The sequence below is a fragment of the Roseibium sp. 10G30-5 genome (assembly GCF_055809635.1).
On the sequence record NZ_CM147918.1, the window covers coordinates 2,421,931 to 2,439,752 of the forward strand.

Consider the following 17,822-nt stretch of genomic DNA (forward strand, 5'->3'; position numbering starts at 1 on the left):
CCTTTCGAATAGGGGCCTTGCAGCCCGTTTTTAAGGTGCCGGAAAACCGGCGACTTCCTGCGGTGGCCAGAGCCGAGATGTCGGTCAGCAAAGGTCGCAGAAAGGGCACTTGAGCGTTTGCTCAATAGCGGCGGAATATGAAGGATCGCATACGATTTTTCCAGCGTTTTCTTGAAAAATCCCGCCGTGCGCCATTCAGCGCAGCGCGCACGCTCTGAATAGAGGGTATGTGACGGCGTGGAAGCGGCGGTAAATCAGAGGCTTGTCGTTGAAACCCGGCCGTCAGGATCCGACACTGTGTGCAGTCGCATAGCGGCCGCGCGGGCAAATCGCAGCGTCACGGCCTTCCGTGTCGCCGCTGTCAGGCGGTGTTCGGGAGCCTCTCTCAGCACATCAGCACCGTAGCGGTCCGCCATCATCAGGCCGGCGTCTTGCGGAAACAGATCGGCCGGAACCTCCGGGTGTGAGGCGAAGAAAAGGCGATCACAAAAGGCGCGGTAGTCCGGCCATTTGTTGTCGGCGCGTAAATCAGCCACCGACGACTTTATTTCGACGATCCAGATTTCCTGTTTTGGACCAATGGCGACAAGGTCTGCCCGACGGCCCGATTTGAGCACCAGTTCGGGCAGGCAGGCGAAATCAAGCGCACGCAGATGCCGGGCGACGCCGCGCCAGATGCGCAAGGCGGTCTCGGATTGTCGGCCATCTTCAAGAGGATTGTCCAACCGAATCCGGTTGGTGCCAGGCTCGTTTTGCATGGTGTATTACGTCGTTGCCCTGTCGCTTTTTGCAAGGGGAAACCCGAAAAATCGGTCGCGAAGATCACGAGGCTGGGCGATTGGACGACGGCACGGCGAGACCTGTTCTGGCACCAAGCGCCCGAAAAGCATCATCTGGCGGAAACCGTTTCAACGCTTCAGTCAGGTGATTGCGTGCATCCTTCAGGCGGCCATCTTCAAGAAGCCATTCAATACGTTGCAGCGGGATCTGTTTAAGCCATCGTTTCGGTAGTCCGGCAAGAACCGGGTCGGCGGAGATTTCTGCCTCGCAGCGGGTTAAACGATCGCAAGCCTCCGCGAGAGCGCCTTGCCGGGCGAGAAAGCGAGCGGTGAGGAGATCTATTCCAGGATTGGCCTCTTCTCCACTTGGTGGCTGGCTCGGTGGAAGTGACTCGCCTAGCGCATAGGCTTCTCCCATGTTTGCAAAATTACGCAGACCTGCATCGGAGAGGGTGCTGTGCAGGTTGCGGGCGGCCAGCTCTGTCTGCGGATCCCGGGCAAAAGTTCTGATGATCTTGCGAATGACGTTCAGCGCATAGAGGTGGTCGTGGCTGCCATGAGGGGAGCGCAATCGGTAGATGTTGGCCTGCGGTAGCGCCACCGCCGCCGCCAGCGCGCCTGCGGCATCAACCGGATCGAGAATGCCGAAATAAAGGTGCAGAGGAAATAGGGAATCATTGCCGAAGTCCCGAAAGTCGACAAGGCCCGGGTTGTCTGGGGACACACCGTAGCGGCTGCTCTGATAGCCGGGGCGCCCAGCAGCCAATTCGACCCCAAAAGCGTGGATCATGCCGTCTCTGCGTCGCAGTCCGGTGGCCAGCGCGGCATATCCGCCCATGGAAGATCCGTAGTGGATGATGCGCGTGGGCTGACACTGCAGCGTGGCAGCATCAATGGCCTGATCTATTGCGTCATGCAGTCCCAGATACCAGCCGTTGCGCGGATCGTTGAGAAAAAGGCAGGCATGTTGCGTCTGCCCGAAAAGTCGCTCCAGTCCGAACTTTCCATCCGGAACACGCACCTGGCTATAGACCACGGCAAGCGTTCCGGACGGGCTGACGACATCGCTCGGCGGGCGCAGACGGGTGCGGAGGAGATCGGAATGGATCAGGATAGGGCCCCGGTCTCAGTCTTTGATCGACTGCGCCAGCGACCAGAGATTGGTGCAGCGTGTACCCGTGCGGCAATAGGCGAAGACAGGCTTTGGCAGTTCGTCCATCAAGGCATTGAATTCGCGAGCCTCAGGCTCGCCAAGTTGACCGGGGACGATCGGCTGAAAGCGAATTTCAAGACCAGCGTCCTGTGCCGCCGCTTCGATTTCGGCGTAGTCCGGCTGGCCGGGGGCTTCCCCATCGGGACGATTGCAGATCACGGATTTGAAGCCCTGCGCGGCAATGTCCTTGATGTCGTCCGGGCCAATTTGCGGGCTGACAGTGAAGTCGGCTGTAAGCTGTCTGGCATCCATCGGTGTCTCCTTCGAAATGACATGCCCGCGCCTGGCGCAGGGTATGGGTATGATGTGGTCGCCAGTGAACCCAGAAGCGTGGCCCGCGTCAATTGTAAAGCGGTCTGCCAGTCAGCTTGGACGCCACAAGTTGATCGGTTGGTCTTGGTCAACGTCTTGCGCGTGCGCCCTGCAAGTGCGGGACTGGCGACAGACCATCATCCAGCAACAGCACCACATTCATGTCGTCGGTGCGGGTACGCACAACCGCTCCGTCCAGTTTGCGGATCGGGTTGTTGGCCAGACGCGGGGATTTGCGGTCGATCTTCGGTCCCGAAAATTCGCCCATGGGACGAACAATCTTCTCGTGGATAATGCTGCCAGTGAACAGTGGATACAGGCGGTTGTCTTTCAAAACGGCGTATTTGCTCGGCCACAGGCGCAGCACCCAGCGGCCGGTGCTTTTCGCAGAAGCGCTCTTGGTGTCTTTATCATCATCGTTATCTGGCGCTGTGGTCGAGGTCTTGCGCTCGGAAGCAGGGAGTTGAGCGGTTTGCCCAGGCTGTGGCTTATCCGTCTTGACGAGCGTGAGTACAGGTTGGCGGCCATTCTGCGTGCGGGGCAGAACGGGCAGCTTGTCGGGTGGGGTTTTGCCTTCAATGAAGCCCTGAGCGCTTGTCAGGCTCCATTTGGGCGACCGAATCCAGTCACTCGTTTCCAGTCGTTGCGCCAAAGTCTGGGGGTTGCCCGCAAACTGAATGACGAGCGGCTCATTCATGTCACCGCTCAGTTCGATACGCTTGCGCGGCACGCTCTGCCAACTTGTCTCAAGCCAGGCGCTGTAGGACAGCACCTGTCGTTGGTGGATTGGTGCATACACTTCCCGGGCGCTGGGATAATCCGTGTAGATGTGCCATGCACCGAACGCCGCAGTCACTCCGACGACAAGACCGGCCAGCGTCAGTCGGCCGACCTTTTCATTGCGGATGGGACCGAAAGTGAAGGCGAAAGCCGAAACCATGGCGGTGCCGAATAACAGTCCGGCCAACACATCGGAGGTCCAGTGCGCCCCCAGATAAACTCGTGAGAAGCTGATGGTAACGACATAGATGGCGGTGACGGTGAAGACAGCAGCCTTGCCCCAGCGCGATAGCCGATGAGCGACCAGAACAGCGCAGGCTCCAAACAGCACGGTCGTCAGGGTGGCATGGCCGCTTGGAAAGCTGAACGCATGTGCTCCCGTATAAAGATCCATGGGTCGGCTGCGCTCCAGCAGCGACTTGATCACCGGCACGAACAGGGCAGTGCCCGCCATGGCAATGACAAAGCCGCTGGCACGCCGCCATGCCTTGCGGGCAAAGAGGTACAGCGCAACGACCACCGTGACCACAGTAATGACAGAGCCATCACCAAGGCTCGTGACCGAGATCATGAAACGGTCGGCAATCGGGGTGCGCAGATCCTGAAACAGATTGAGGATGGCAACATCTGCCCGCACCAGCGGAGCGCCGGGGGCAAGCTGACCGACGACCCAGAAGAACAGCGGCATGGTGATCAGCAGGCCAAGGGCTGATACCAGCATGCCGACAGACCTTGGATGACGCGGATCAAATGTTCGTGCAATCCACTTGGACCCCCTGTCCGGGCGGCGCCGGAACCAGTCGATGACGAGGTGATGCGCGTTTGGAAACATCGGCATCACCGTCAGGATGATCCAGCGTCCCATCATGACGACCAGAAACAGCACGACGCAGAGCGCACCAAACACCAGTGCCAGACGCCCACTGATATGCCCAACCGCTTCCAGAGCACTCCCGGCGACGATGCCGGGGGCCAGATGCGCAAAACCTGCGGGCTATGGCCGAGACGATGTTGATGATTGTGAACCGCATGGCATTCATGCCGACCATGCCAGCAATGCCAGGCACTACGGCTTTTACACCGGGGACGAACCGACCGATGAAAACGCTTTTGCCGCCATGCAGCCGAAAGAACGCTTCGCCGCGGTCCAGTAGTTCCGGATAGCGCGACAACGGCCAGATCCTGCGCACCTGATCCTTGTAGAAATGCCCAAACCAATAGGAAACGGCATCGCCGACCACAGCCCCGCTGACTGTCCAGATGAAGATGGTCAAAGCGTCGAGTTTGCCCAGCCCGATGAAGGTTCCGGCTCCCACGAGCACCACGGTGCTGGGCACCACAAGGCCGATAATGAACAGGGCTTCTCCCATCGCGGCGCTGAAACAGATCACCCCGGCCAGCGATGGATTGTCTCCGATGAACTGAACCAGTTGATGGAGAATGTCGGTCAATGGGTTCAAGGCAGGAAACTCTGTCTCAAAAAGGGGTGTGCGCGGTGTCTGGTGTGCTGCGCTGTTCATATAGGTGTCGGCCGCAATGCTCAACAGACCATGCGAAGACGAAGCAAGGCAGCTCGTGATTGCGAGCCACTATCGCGGGCAAGTCTCTAAAAATGATTGATGTCGTGAAAATGCTGCCGACGGCAAGTCCTCATGTGGGCCTGCCGTCGGAAAAGGCATAAAAGCAGATCAGGCGACAGCATCTGCGAGATAGGAAATCGCGGCCTGAACGCCGCCTTCGCCGTGAGGGATGTTGAGTTTGCGGAGGCCCATCTCAATGGCCGACAAGGCGCCAAGCACGGTCACTGCGTTGATATGACCCATGTGACCAAGGCGAATGCCTTTATTGGTCAACTCGCCAATGGTGCCGCCAATGGTGACGCCGCAAACCGTCTGAGTGAACTCCCGGAGGGCGGCCGGGTTTGCATCGTGAATGCGAATGACCGAAACGCTGTCAGAGCGATGCTTCGGATCACTGACGTTCATCTCGATCTTGCCTTTCTCACCCCAGACGCCCACGGCACGGCGTGTGGCTTCGGCCAGAAGGGCATGGCGGTTCCAGACATTTTCCAGCCCTTCGCTGTCGATCATCCGCAAGGCGGCTTCGAAACCGAACAGCAGGTGTTCTGGCGGTGTGCCGCAATATTTCATGTAATGCTCTTCGCCGTCGCGGAACGTCCAGTCGAAGTAGTTAACCCTGAGGTCGGAGGTCTTGTGTGCTGCCAGAGCCTTGTCGTTTGCGGCAACGAACGACAAACCCGGAGGCGTCATGAGGCCCTTCTGCGACCCGGCAACCGTAACATCCACACCCCATTCATCCATTTCGTAGGGCAGGCAACCAAGCGACGCGATGGTGTCGACCATGTAAAGGGCCGGATGGTTTGCGGTGTCGATGGCCTTGCGGACGGCGGCCACATCGTTCCAGACACCGGAGGCCGTATCCACCTGTACCATCATCACGGCCTTGATGTCGTTTGCGGTGTCCTGCTTGAGGCGGGCCTCAACTTCGGCGGGGTTGACCGGTTCACGCCAATGCCCCGGCAACACCTCGATCTCAAGACCCAGCAGTTTGGCGGCCTCACCCCAGCCGAGGGCAAAGCGACCGGATTCGAGGATCAGCACCTTGTCGCCGCGCTTGAGCGTGTTGGTGAGCGCAGCATCCCAGGCACCATGGCCATTGGCGGCGTAGATGTAGGGCTTGCCGGTGGTTCTGAAGACAGCCTTGAGCTGCTCGTGGCAATAATGGGTGGTGTCCTGCAAAGGGCCGTCATAGATGTCGATTGCAGGTCTGTGCATCGCACGCAGAACTTCATCAGGCACATTGGTAGGGCCTGGTATCAGCAGAATTTCCTTGCCGTGGCGCAATGTCATTGGGGAATGTCCCTTTCGGAGGCTGGTCTTTGGGGGCCACGTTAAGGCGTTCTTCTGATTGGGGAAAGACAGAAAAAATGATGCATTCATGACCAAAATTGATGCGTGACCAAAGCGCGGGCATTTGCTGATGTTTCGCCTCTTTCCTGGTCAGTTTTCACGGAGGGCGACAGTTAATTGTGCGTTAAGATCTTTTGGGGTTTGGAGAAAAGGCAAATCAGGTAGACTAAGCGCGCTGGAGCGTAATGCGGGGGTGTCGCAGAATGTGGCCTGTTTATGGGTCCCCGTTGCGCGGCATGTTTCTTTTTGATCCGAACAGGACCCCACCCCGAAGGCGTCGCTTCTCAGGCCGTTATTCTGACGCGTCGTGGGTGTCTTTGCTTTTTCGCGACCGCAGACCGAGTGCCAAAGAATGATCATCGTCGAAAAGGGAAAGAGCCCTCTTGTTCTGTGTCTGCCGCACTGCGGGGTTGATATCCCGGAGTTTCTGGCACGGCGCATGAGTGCGACCGGGCACCTGCATGCCGATCTTCCCTAGCGTCTGGAACGGGTGATGGAGGTAGGGCGCGAGCTTGATGCGACCATTATCCGCAGCACTATTTCACGTTATGTCATCGACCCTGACCGAGCTCCCGACTGGGAAGTTCTGGATGCCGCGCGTGGCACGCTGGATCATGAACGGACCATGTGCCCCCTGACGACCTATGACGGCAAAAAGATCTACAAGCAGGGGCAGGAGCCGGGGCCGACCGAAATCAAGGAGCGTTCCTGGCTGTTCTATCAGCCCTTTCACGATGCGGTGCGCGCCGAAATCACCCGTCTGCGGGGCCGCTACGAAGACGTTGTCGTGTTGAATTGTCGGTCCTTGCGCTCCCGAATCAAGAATTACACCGATGCGAGCCTGCCGGTTTTCAATCTCGTGCAGTCCGAAGCGCAGGCCTATGACCCGGAGGTTCGCGAGCGACTTCTTGAACGGTTGATCGACCTTGAGGGTGTCACCGTGAACCCTGATGCGCCCTTTCCGGAAGGGTATGTATGCCAAGCCTATGGCGCGCCTCAAAAAGGCATTCACGCCATGTCTTTGGTAATGGCGCAATATGCTTATCTGCGTAGCGAAACGCCGCCGTTTGAGCCGGACCGGGTGCGCATGGCACGTCTGAAAACCATGGTGTCAGAGGGGTTGTCGGGCCTTATCGACTGGGCCCTGCTCAAGAGCGGACAACCGCTGGCTGCGGAATAGGCGGTCTGGTCCGCGCTGGAACGGTCGGTGCGTTTGAGAGGTAGGATATTACTGCGCCATGGCATCGCCTGGTGTCAGACAATATTCAGTTCATGCACCGTCGCCCGCTCAAAATATCGCTCGAGACCCAGCGGTGACAGATCCAGCGTCTGATAACTGCCAGTGACTATCAGCTCTGCAAGGCCTCGCCCGACGGCTGGGGCTTGTTGCAATCCATGGCCGGAAAAGCCTAGCGCGATGAAGGCATTGTCAGCGCTGGGCAGCGCTCCGACAAAGGCATTGTGATCAAACAGGTTCATGTCGTAATGCCCAGCCCAGGATGCGCCGGGACGAATGGCCTCAAAGGCCGGGATGCGGTTGGCCAGAATGGGCCAGATATGATCTTCAAAGAGCGTATGATCAACGTCAAAATCGTTGCAATCCGGGTCAGCGTCTGCTGCCGGAGCCGAGCCACAGAGATAACCCGTGCCTTCTGGCCGTACATAGGTTCCACTGGCGTCGATCAGCATGGGAAACCCTAGCAAGGGCGTCTTGCAGTCAAACGTAAAGATACAGCGCTTGCGGCTGTGGATCGGGATCTCAACTCCCATCAGGAGAGCGATTTGCGCTCCGCCACAGGCGCCTGCAGCATTGACGACAACGCCGGCCTCCAGCGTGTCTCCTGTTGACAGACGGACCATCCAGGTGTGGCCTGTGCGCGTGATCTCGGTCACTTGCGCAGAGACGTAGTCCACGCCCAGAGACCGGGCTTTGCCCCGAAACGCCTGCATCAGACTGTAGCCATCAAACCAGCCTTCGCCGGTACGACCAAAAGCGCCAAGCGCAATATCTTCGGTGGTCATCCAGGGAAAGCGGTCGTTGAGCGCTTCCCTGTCCATCAGCACAATGTCGGCGCCGGCGTCGGTTTGAACCTTGTGATTGCGCTGAAGGGCGGAGGCGGTTGCATCCGGGGCGAGGAAGAGATAGCCGCTTTCTGTCAGACCAAGGTGCGGAACGTCACCATCGACCGACAGATGATCGGCGAGATGACGCATATAGTCGATGCCGAACAGAGAGATTTCGACGTTGATGCGACTGGAATATTGCTGCCGGATCGAGGCCGCCGAACGGGCAGATGCGCATGTCTGATAGGAGGGATCTTTTTCGACCACAATAATCCGCCCCGTGAAATCAGAGCGTTGCGCCAGTTGACAGGCGATGGAGGACCCCATGACGGCACCCCCGACAACTAGCACATCTACAGTTTCAATGGAGGACATGCGCATTCTCACAGGAGCGTTGCGGTGCGTCGATGCGCAATCGCAGAGATTGGTTGGGATCAGAAGAAAGCTTGCAACCCGGTTTGTGCCCGCCCGAGGATCAGCGCATGCACATCATGGGTGCCTTCGTAGGTGTTCACAGATTCCAGGTTTTGAGCATGGCGCATGACGTGAAATTCTTCTGAAATGCCATTGCCGCCGTGCATGTCACGGGCAATACGGGCAATATCCAGCGCCTTGCCGCAGTTGTTGCGTTTCATCAGCGAGATCATCTCGGGCGCGACCTTGCCTTCGTCGAACAGACGACCGATACGCAGCGAGCCTTGCAGTCCAAGGGTGATCTCGGTCTGCATGTCCGCCAACTTCTTTTGAAAGAGCTGGGTCTGAGCAAGAGGGCGACCAAACTGGTGCCGGTCCAGGCCATATTGGCGCGCGCGCATCCAGCAATCTTCAGCTGCGCCCATCACCCCCAGGAAATGCCATAGCGCGCGCGATTAAGGCAGCCGAAGGGGCCCTTGAGGCCCGCGACGTTCGGCAATAAGGCCTCTTCACCAACCTCGACGTTGTCCATGACGATTTCGCCGGTGATCGAGGCACGCAGAGACAGCTTGCCGCCGATTTTGGGGGCCGACAGACCCTTCATGCCCTTCTCCAGCACGAAACCGCGAATAGCTCCGTCGTGGGCCTCTGATTTGGCCCACACTACGAAGACGTCGGCGATGGGAGCGTTGGAAATCCACATCTTGGAGCCGTTCAGGCGGTAGCCGCCGTTGATCTTCTGCACGCGGGTGCGCATTCCAGCCGGGTCTGAGCCAGCATCAGGCTCGGTCAATCCGAAACAGCCGACATATTCGCCGGTGGCAAGTTTGGGCAGGTACTTCTGCTTTTGCGCGTCGCTGCCATAGGCAAAAATCGGGTACATGACCAGAGACGACTGCACGCTCATCATGGAGCGATAGCCGGAATCAACCCGCTCGACTTCGCGCGCAACGAGTCCATACGCCACGTAGGAGGCATCCGCGCAGCCGAATTCTTCGGGCAGTGTCAGCCCGAGAAGGCCAAGCTCGCCCATCTCGGAAAAGATCTCTCGCTCAACCGTTTCATCACGATAGGCATCAGTCACTCTGGGCAGCAGCTTTTCCTGCGCATAGGCGCGGGCGCTTTCCATGATCAGAAGTTCGTCTTCTTCAAGCTGATCGCGCAAGTGAAACGGATCGTTCCAGTCGAATTTTCCGCCACCGGAGGGGGATGAATTGGCCGACATAGCAGAGCGTTTCCCGTTTTGGCTGTCCGGCGGGACGCTTGCGCCAGTTGATTGGCTGCCAAAAGAGGCTGTGCAAGGCGCGGACAGCAGTGTGTTTGGATAGGAAACATGATCTTGACGCTGCGAGGCCTTGCCAAAAAGCGATAACTTCTCTTTTAATCATGCCGAATTGGAATGAAGTTTAAGGAACAGGATTGTCCATGCGTCGCGCTTTCGTTCCACCTGCCGACACGTTGATTGCGTTTGAGGCAGCGGCCCGCCACTCAAGTTTCACGCGGGCTGCCGAGGAATTGCATCTGACACAAGGGGCCGTCTCCAAGCAGGTGCGCCAACTTGAAGACAGACTTGGTGTCGAGTTGTTCCGTCGTGTCCGTCAACGTATTATTTTGACGGATGCCGGGAGGCTTTATCTGCATGAAATTCGTGGGGCGCTGGAGCATTTGACCGCAGCAACGCGGCAGGTGATGTCCTATGCAGGTTCGGAAGATGTGTTGAACTTGGCGGTTTTGCCGACCTTTGGCACGCGCTGGCTGGCGCCGCGTCTGGCGGACTTTCAGCGCCTGCATCCTGGTGCAGGCCTTAATATCAGCGTTTGCCTGAGCCCGTTCGACTTTGACACGGCGCCATTTGATGGGGCGATCCACCATGGCGACCCCGTTTGGGCGGGCGCTATTGCCGAGCGCTTGTTTGATGAAGAGGCGATCCCTGTGGCGTCCCGCGGGTTTCGTGATCGGCACGACATTCGCGCACCAGCGGATCTGGCTCAGGTGCCCCGCCTGCAACTTTCGACACGACCGCTGGCATGGCGGCAGTGGTTCGACCTCACAGGCGTCGAAGCGGAGGGGCCTTGCAGGGCGCACGGTTCGATCAATTCGTCATGATGGCTGAAGCTGCCGTGCATCATGCAGGTGCTGCCCTGCTTCCACGCTTCTTCGTTCGGGATGAACTGACGTCCGGGCGACTGATACGCCTGTTTGATATCCCGTTGTCACAGAAGACGAGCTATTTTTTTGTCTATCCGGAAAACCGGACCCTGCGTCCGATCGTTTCCCGGTTTAAAACTTGGCTTTTGGAGGAAGCGCGTACGGAACGCGTGGATCGAGAAGCGATGTTGCCGGGTTAATACACAGACGCGTGGAAAATCGTATCGATTTTTCTGGTGAGGTTTGGGATCTGATGAACACCAAGACACAGCACATCCGGTTGATCTTGAATGGCAAGGCCGCAACCGATGTCATTCGGCAAGAGGTTACGCGACTCCGTGACAAGGGGCACACGGTCTCCGTTCGGGTGACGTGGGAGGACGGTGATGCGGATCGTCTGGCACGCGAAGCGCTGCGCGATGCGGAGAGCGATCAAATCGACACACTCGTCGCAGGCGGGGGTGATGGCACGCTGAACGCGGTTGTTTCTGCAGTGATGCTTGCCAAGACGAGCGATGTGCTTCCCTTCTCGCTCGGGGTTATTCCGCTCGGAACGGCCAATGATTTCGCTCATGGCATTGGCCTTGATCCACGCAATCTACATGATTGTTTCGCTGTCGCCGCCGGGTCTTCACCAAAGTCGACAGATGTTGGGCGCATAAACGATTGTTATTTCATCAATATGGCAACGGCGGGTTTTGGTGCTCGCCTGACCGTTGAGACACACCCATCACTGAAAAACCTTTTGGGCGGCGCGGCCTACCTGCTGACCGGACTGACACGGTTTTCCGAATTATCCGGGTCCGTGGCGCGTGTCACAGGTCCGGATGGCTTCGAATTTGATGGTGAGTTTCTGGCTCTTGCGATTGGCAATGGAACACGGGCTGGTGGCGGCGTCGAACTGTGCCCCGATGCGCTCTTGGACGATGGTATTCTTAACCTCACTATTGTGCCCAGTCAGGTGTCACAGGAAATGGGAGAGGTTATTTCTGATCTCATCGACAGGGGACCGGATGCCGTGCGCGAGCATGCAGTCCGGTGTCAGGGGACGCGGTTTACGCTGGAGGCGAAGGAGCCTTTGCAGATGAACCTGGACGGTGAACCAATGAGTGCCGAACGAATGGATGTTGAAATCTTTCCGGCGGCAGTAATGTTTCGGCGACCCTAATCGCAAATATGGCGTGCATGGATTCAGACAGACATGAAAAAGGCCGGAGCGGTGAAGCGCTCCGGCCTTTTCAGATCTTGGAAGGCGAAGTGCCTTACTGGGTCTTCTGACGGGCAAGCATCAGGCGGGGGCCTGTGTTCTTGTCCTTGACGACCGGCTTGGAGCTGTCCATCGCTCCATCCCAACCACCACCCAGCGCCTTGTTGAGCGAGATGTAGTAAGTGGCCAACAGAACCTGGCTTTGAATGAGTGCGTTTTCCGCTGTGTAAAGCGAACGCTCGGCATCCAGCACGTCAAGGAAGCTTTCCGAACCGGTGTCATACAGCGACTGAGACAGTTGAGCTGCCTGACGATAGGAACTGACCGACTTGTCGAGGCTACGGATACGGATACGCTCCTGGGTCAGGCCCACAACGGCATCTTCAACATCCTGCATGGCACCCAGAACGGCTGACTTATAAGCCAGATAATACTGATCGCGCGTTGCTTTGGAGGCATCTTCTGCTGCTTTGAGCTTGCCAGCGTTGAAGATCGGCACAGACAGCGACGGGCCGAAGGAGAAGCTAATGGACGAATCCTTGCCCAGATCGCTCATATCGGTTGCCGAGGTGGCAATCGCGCCAGTCAGGCTGACCGATGGATAGCGGGCAGCTGTTGCCTGACCGACCTGTGCGGTCGATTGGGCCAACTGACGCTCTGCAACGCGAACATCAGGACGCGACAGCAGAATGTTGGCCGGGACGCCGGTCGGGATCGGCAGACGCGGACGTGGAATGCGCTTGGCCTTCTTGAGGCGTGGCATAAGAGCGTTCGGGGTCTGTCCGGTCAGCACACTGAGGGCATGCACGGCTTGCGCGAAGTTTGTCGTCAGCGTTGGGATATCTGCTGCCGTGCTGGAGGCCTGGCCTTCTGCATTGGCAACATCGACGCCTGAAGCTGACCCAGCCTCAAACTGTGTCCGTGTCAGCTTGGCCGTTTCACCCTGAGAGTGGGCCGTGCGACGTGCAAGCGCCAGACGAGCCTGATAGCCGCGAGCTTCGACATAGTTGGTCGCAACGTCGCCGATCAGCGTCAACAGGGTAGAGCGAAGCTGTGCCTTGGCAACATCAACACCATATTTTGCGGCTTCCGACGCACGGCGATTGGCCCCGAAGAGGTCAAGTTCCCAGCTTGCGTCGAAGCCACCCTTATATAGATTGCTGACGGTACCGGTGTTGCCGGCTGCTTCGCTTGTCTTGCTGCGCGTGCCAGAGGCATCGCCCGTGAGCGAGGGGAACAGCGATGCATGTGTCTGACGATAGCTGGCGCGGGCCTGACGGATGACCGCCTGAGCCTTCTTGACGTCGAGGTTGTTTTCGACAGCCATACGGATCAGGTCATCCAGATCCTTGTCGCCAAGCTTGCGCCACCAGAATGCCAGATCCGTTGGGCGCGATGGCGTCACCGACGTGGTTTCACCCCATTTGTTGGGGAGCTGGAAATGCGGTGCTGCATAATCCGGTCCGACAGCACAAGCCGCCAGTGTCGAGCTGAGAAGCACGGCAGCAATCTGCCGCGTTCCCAGTCTGGAGCGCAATCCCCGACGTGGGGGAACAGTGGTCTCTGAAGTCACTTTAGAGCCTATGGTCATTTGCCTGTGTCCCCCAACTTATTCAGCTTTTTTAGTCTCGGTGTCCGGAACAGCTCCGGCAGGAGCCTTATCCGGATTCCGGCTGAACAGCCGTCGGACGATAATGAACAACATTGGCACGAAGAATACACCCAGGATCGTGGCGGAGATCATGCCGCCCATAACGCCGATACCAATTGAATTCTGTGCCCCGGAGCCTGCCCCTGTGGAAATGGCCAAGGGAAGCACGCCCAGTATGAATGCGAAAGACGTCATCAGAATCGGTCGCAGACGTTGTCGTGCCGCTTCCAGCGTGGCGTCTACAAGAGACAATCCTGTTGCCTGTCTTTCTATTGCGAATTCTACGATCAGAATAGCGTTTTTCGCCGCTAGACCGATTGTCGTCAAGAGGCCAACCTTGAAGTACACGTCATTTGACTGGCCAAACAGCAAGGCAGCGGTCAACGCCCCCAAGATGCCGATGGGCACACTCAACATGACTGCGAACGGAATAGACCAGCTTTCGTAGAGCGCAGCAAGGCAGAGAAACACCACGAGAACCGAGATGGCGTAAAGGTAGATTGCCTGATTGCCTGAGAGGCGCTCCTGGTAGGACAGCCCGGTCCACTCATAGCCATAGCCCGCAGGCAATTTGCTGATCAGCTTGGTGACCTCATCCATGGCTTCACCGGAACTCAGTCCGTTTGCGCCCGATCCCTGAAGCTCGACGGCAGAGGAGCCGTTGATGCGTTCAAGACGTGGCGACCCAAACGTCCAGTGTCCTGTCGCAAAGGTGGAGAAGGGCACCATGTCATTGTCCGAGTTGCGAACCTGCCATTTATCGAGGTCCGAAGGAACCATGCGATACGGTGCATCGCCTTGGATATAGACCTTCTTCACTCGCCCGTTATTGATGAAATCATCAACGTAGGAACCGCCCCAGGCTTGGGACAAAGTGCTGTTCACATCGGCAACACTCAGGTTGAAGGCACTGACCTTTGCCTGATTGATGTCGATCTTGAACTGCGGTGCATCTTCCTGACCGTTGGGGCGAACGCCTGTCAGCTTCGGATCCTGCGCCGCCATGCCCAAAAGCTTGTTTCGGGTTTCGATGAGTTTTGCGTGCCCATTGTTGGCAAGATCAGTCAGGTAAACTGAGAAGCCGCCGGTGCTGCCCAGACCACGAATAGCCGGTGGGTTTACCACAAAGACGCGTCCGCGGTTTTCGCCGCCCAAGGCACCCATGGCCCGGCCAGCAATGGCCGACGCGGACTCGGATGCTGTCGTTCGCTCGTCGAAGTCCTTGAGCCGGATAAAGACAAGACCGACATTCTGTCCCTGACCGCCAAAGCCAAAGCCCTGAATGGTGAAGACAGCCTGCACGACCTTCTTTTCTTTGGTCTCGAAGTAGTCGCGGATCGTGTCCAGAACGCGGTTGGTGCGGTCAGCTGTTGCGCCTGTCGGCAACTGCACGATGGCGAGAAGTACGCCCTGATCTTCACTCGGCAGGAACGAATTCGGCACCTTGTTGAACAGGAACACCATGCAGCCGACAAGGATAAGGAAGACGACAAAGAAGCGCTTGCTGCGTTTGATGATCGCCGATGAACTGCTGACGTAATGTCGCTGCGTCCAATCGAAGCCACGGTTAAACCAGCCAAACGGCCCACGCTTGGCATGATGAGCGCTTTTTTCATTCAGGATGGTGGCACAAAGCGCGGGCGTCAACACGAGAGCAACCATCACCGAAAGCAGCATAGCCGATACGATGGTGACGGAGAACTGACGGTAGATCACGCCGACAGAACCACCAAAGAAGGCCATTGGCACAAATACGGCCGACAGCACGACGGCGATGCCGACCAAGGCGCTGGTGATTTCCTTCATGGATTTGCGGGTCGCCTCCTTCGGAGACAGCCCTTCTTCTTCCATGACGCGCTCGACGTTTTCAACCACGACAATGGCATCATCCACGAGGAGCCCGATCGCGAGCACCATGGCAAACATGGTCAGCGTGTTGATCGAGAAACCGGCAATCGAGAGAACTGCGAAGGTGCCGAGCAAAACCACAGGCACGGCAAGGGTTGGGATCAACGTCGCGCGAATGTTCTGCAAGAACACCAGCATGACGAAGAACACCAGCACGACGGCTTCAAACAGCGTTTTGACGACTTCCTCGATCGATAGACGAACGAAGGGAGTGGTGTCGTATGGATAGACGACTTTGAGCGACTTGGGGAAGGCGCTCGAGAGCTCCTGAACCTTGGCCCGAACCCGCTCAGCAGTCGCGATGGCGTTTGCACCAGTTGCTGAGGCTCAGGCCGAGGCCTGTTGCCGGCTGACCGTTGTAACGCGCTGTCGATGAATAGGATTCAGCACCCAGTTCAATGCGAGCAACGTCATTCAACCGTACCAGAGAACCGCTGCTGGCGCTCTTCAGGACGATGTCCTTGAACTGCTGAACGGTTTGCAGCCGGCTGCTGGCCGTAACGGTCGCATTGAGCTGCTGTCCGTTGACCTGCGGTTGGGCGCCAAGCTGACCAGCAGAAACCTGGGTATTCTGTGCCTTGATCGCTGTGGCGACGTCGCTTGGCATCAGGTTGTATTTGGCCAGCTTGATCGGGTCGAGCCAGATGCGCATGGCGTAGTCAGAGCCGAAGAGGCGAGCATCACCGATCCCCTCGATGCGCTTCAGGCTGTCTTCCACATTCGAACTGACATAATCGGCGAGATCCGTCTGGTTCATCGATCCATCAGTAGAGATGAAACCGACCACCATCAGGAAGCCATCCGAGGACTTGGTAACGGTAATGCCCTGATCAACAACAGCAGTTGGCAGCTTGCTTTCGACAAGCTGCAGCTTGTTTTGCACTTGCATCTGAGCGACATCGGAATCGGTGTCGGCCTTGAAGGTCAACTTGATGGAAGCGCTGCCGCTCGAGGACGACGTCGACGTCATGTAATTCAGGTTGTCGACGCCTGTCATGTTCTGCTCGATGATTTTGGTCACCGAGTTTTCAAGCGTTTTCGCATCAGCGCCGGGGTAAGTGGCGTTAATGTTGACTGTTGTCGGAGCGATCTCGGGATACTGCGAGATCGGCAGGGAATTGATAGCCAGTGCCCCTGCCAGCATGATCATGATCGCGATCACCCAGGCAAAAACTGGCCGGTCGATAAAAAACGAGGACATCAGGTTCAGTTTCCGTCAGAGTTCTGGGTTTTTTGACCGCGAGACAGAACCTCGCCCGTGTTGTCGTCAATCGTGACTTCTACGCCGTTGGCTTCCTGACCCGGGCTCACGAACATGCTGCCTTCGACGATGATTTGATCACCGTCCTTAACGCCGCTTGTGACAAGCCAGTTGTGGCCAACGGAACGCCCGATCTCAAGCTTGCGCTTCTCGACCTTGCCGTCCTTGTTCAGGAAGAAGGCGTAAGGGTTGCCATCCTGATCACGATCTACAGCGCGCTGGGGAACGAGGAAGGATTTCTCGGCAATACCTTCTTCTACAAGTGCTGTGACATACATGCCCGGCAGCAGGAGGTGTTCCGGGTTGGGGAAATCGGCCCGTACCGTGTAGGTGCCTGTCGTTTCATCGACGAAGGCTTCCGAGAATTCGATCTTGCCTGTATGATTATAGATGTCGCCGGTTTCCAGTCGCAGCTTGACCTTGACGTTCTTGCCGCTCAACTTGATACGACCTTCGTTTACGGCCTTACGCAAGTTCAAAAGATTAGTACTGGACTGGGTCACGTCAACATAGATCGGGTCCAGGTTGCGGATCGTTGTCAGTGCAGTTGATTGGCCGGATGTGACGAGAGCCCCCACAGAGAGCGACGACTTGGCAATGCGACCTGTGATCGGCGCGCGGATGTCAGTGTGCTGCAAGTTGATCTTTGCAGTTTCAACGTCGGCCTGAGCCGCGGCGACATCCGCCTTGGCTTCAAGAAGCGAAGCGCGCGCGTCGTCAACATCCTGTTTGGAAATGGCGTTTTTCTTGATCAGGTCTTGATAGCGGTCCAGCTTGGTTTGGGCACTTGGCAAACTGGCCTTTGCTTTCTCAAGCTGCGCGACGGAGGCATCATAGGCGGCCTTATAGCTGGACGCATCAATCTTGTAGAGAACCTTAGCCCTCTTTAACTTCTGACCCTTCCTGATACAGGCGCTTCTGGATGATGCCATTGACCTGCGGGCGAACTTCTGCGTCCAGCGCGGCGGTCGTGCGACCGTTCAATTCGGCAGTGATTGCAACCGACTGCGGGTGCAGCTCGATGATGCCGACCTGAGGCTTGTTCGGCTTGCTTTGTGCCTGAGCGGACACGCCGCCAAACGCGGTTGCAAGGACAGCGATCATCGTGGCCGTCAGGAGGGTTCGGCCGTTTGAGCCGTTCGTGCCCAGAAAAAA

At 57.5% G+C, this 17,822-nt stretch carries 14 protein-coding genes and 2 pseudogenes; 4 read left to right on the forward strand and 12 right to left on the reverse strand.

Going from position 1 to position 17,822, the window contains the following annotated elements; genetic code table 11:
• Positions 1-254: 254 nt before the first annotated feature.
• The 6 genes from AC0L7U_RS12295 to AC0L7U_RS12320 form a co-directional block, all read right to left on the reverse strand.
• Complete coding sequence (locus AC0L7U_RS12295; RefSeq protein ID WP_473691039.1) at positions 255-758, reverse strand: MmcB family DNA repair protein; 504 nt, start codon at positions 756-758, stop codon at positions 255-257.
• A gap of 64 nt (positions 759-822) precedes the next feature.
• Positions 823-1,815, reverse strand: coding sequence for a hypothetical protein (locus AC0L7U_RS12300; protein ID WP_473691041.1), 993 nt, complete (start codon positions 1,813-1,815; stop codon positions 823-825).
• Positions 1,816-1,905: 90 nt separating this feature from the next.
• On the reverse strand, positions 1,906-2,244 hold the full coding sequence (locus AC0L7U_RS12305) for a protein tyrosine phosphatase family protein (protein ID WP_473691043.1): 339 nt from the start codon (positions 2,242-2,244) through the stop codon (positions 1,906-1,908).
• Positions 2,245-2,392: 148 nt separating this feature from the next.
• A complete protein-coding gene (locus AC0L7U_RS12310; RefSeq protein ID WP_473695793.1) occupies positions 2,393-3,949 on the reverse strand; it encodes a phosphatase PAP2 family protein in 1,557 nt (518 codons plus the stop codon).
• Positions 3,831-4,628: a DedA family protein gene (locus tag AC0L7U_RS12315; RefSeq protein WP_473691045.1), complete on the reverse strand. Its 798-nt coding sequence runs from the start codon at positions 4,626-4,628 to the stop codon at positions 3,831-3,833. Before AC0L7U_RS12315 ends, AC0L7U_RS12310 begins: the two co-directional genes overlap by 119 nt.
• A 144-nt stretch (positions 4,629-4,772) precedes the next feature.
• Complete coding sequence (locus AC0L7U_RS12320) at positions 4,773-5,954, reverse strand: pyridoxal-phosphate-dependent aminotransferase family protein (RefSeq protein WP_473691047.1); 1,182 nt, start codon at positions 5,952-5,954, stop codon at positions 4,773-4,775.
• Between the two features lie 553 nt (positions 5,955-6,507).
• Between AC0L7U_RS12320 and AC0L7U_RS12325 the strand changes: the two genes are divergently transcribed.
• Positions 6,508-7,194, forward strand: coding sequence for an N-formylglutamate amidohydrolase (locus AC0L7U_RS12325; protein WP_473691049.1), 687 nt, complete (start codon positions 6,508-6,510; stop codon positions 7,192-7,194).
• 74 nt (positions 7,195-7,268) lie between these two features.
• On the opposite strand, the gene AC0L7U_RS12330 is transcribed toward AC0L7U_RS12325, so the two are convergent.
• Positions 7,269-8,453 carry an NAD(P)/FAD-dependent oxidoreductase gene (locus tag AC0L7U_RS12330; protein WP_473691051.1) on the reverse strand — a complete coding sequence of 395 codons (1,185 nt, stop codon included), beginning with the start codon at positions 8,451-8,453 and terminating at the stop codon, positions 7,269-7,271.
• A gap of 59 nt (positions 8,454-8,512) precedes the next feature.
• Positions 8,513-9,717: pseudogene (locus tag AC0L7U_RS12335) on the reverse strand (acyl-CoA dehydrogenase).
• Between the two features lie 200 nt (positions 9,718-9,917).
• Here AC0L7U_RS12335 and AC0L7U_RS12340 point away from each other — a divergent pair.
• From AC0L7U_RS12340 to yegS, 3 genes are read left to right on the forward strand one after another with little or no spacing between them, the layout of a single operon-like run.
• Positions 9,918-10,598, forward strand: a complete 681-nt coding sequence (locus AC0L7U_RS12340; RefSeq protein ID WP_473691053.1) for a LysR family transcriptional regulator — start codon at positions 9,918-9,920, stop codon at positions 10,596-10,598.
• Positions 10,565-10,840: a LysR substrate-binding domain-containing protein gene (locus AC0L7U_RS12345; protein ID WP_473691055.1), complete on the forward strand. Its 276-nt coding sequence runs from the start codon at positions 10,565-10,567 to the stop codon at positions 10,838-10,840. The genes AC0L7U_RS12340 and AC0L7U_RS12345 overlap by 34 nt, the downstream gene beginning before the upstream one ends.
• Positions 10,841-10,851: 11 nt before the next feature.
• The gene (gene yegS / locus AC0L7U_RS12350) at positions 10,852-11,808 is read left to right on the forward strand and encodes a lipid kinase YegS (protein WP_473691057.1); all 957 of its coding nucleotides are present in this window, start codon (positions 10,852-10,854) and stop codon (positions 11,806-11,808) included.
• Between the two features lie 94 nt (positions 11,809-11,902).
• Here yegS and AC0L7U_RS12355 read toward each other — a convergent pair whose 3' ends face one another.
• The 4 genes and pseudogenes from AC0L7U_RS12355 to AC0L7U_RS12370 form a co-directional block, all read right to left on the reverse strand.
• Positions 11,903-13,438, reverse strand: coding sequence for an efflux transporter outer membrane subunit (locus tag AC0L7U_RS12355; protein WP_473691059.1), 1,536 nt, complete (start codon positions 13,436-13,438; stop codon positions 11,903-11,905).
• A gap of 18 nt (positions 13,439-13,456) precedes the next feature.
• A pseudogene (locus tag AC0L7U_RS12360) lies at positions 13,457-16,607 on the reverse strand (efflux RND transporter permease subunit).
• A gap of 5 nt (positions 16,608-16,612) precedes the next feature.
• On the reverse strand, positions 16,613-17,599 hold the full coding sequence (locus AC0L7U_RS12365; RefSeq protein ID WP_473691061.1) for an efflux RND transporter periplasmic adaptor subunit: 987 nt from the start codon (positions 17,597-17,599) through the stop codon (positions 16,613-16,615).
• Complete coding sequence (locus AC0L7U_RS12370; RefSeq protein WP_473691063.1) at positions 17,544-17,771, reverse strand: hypothetical protein; 228 nt, start codon at positions 17,769-17,771, stop codon at positions 17,544-17,546. Before AC0L7U_RS12370 ends, AC0L7U_RS12365 begins: the two co-directional genes overlap by 56 nt.
• Positions 17,772-17,822: the final 51 nt, after the last annotated feature.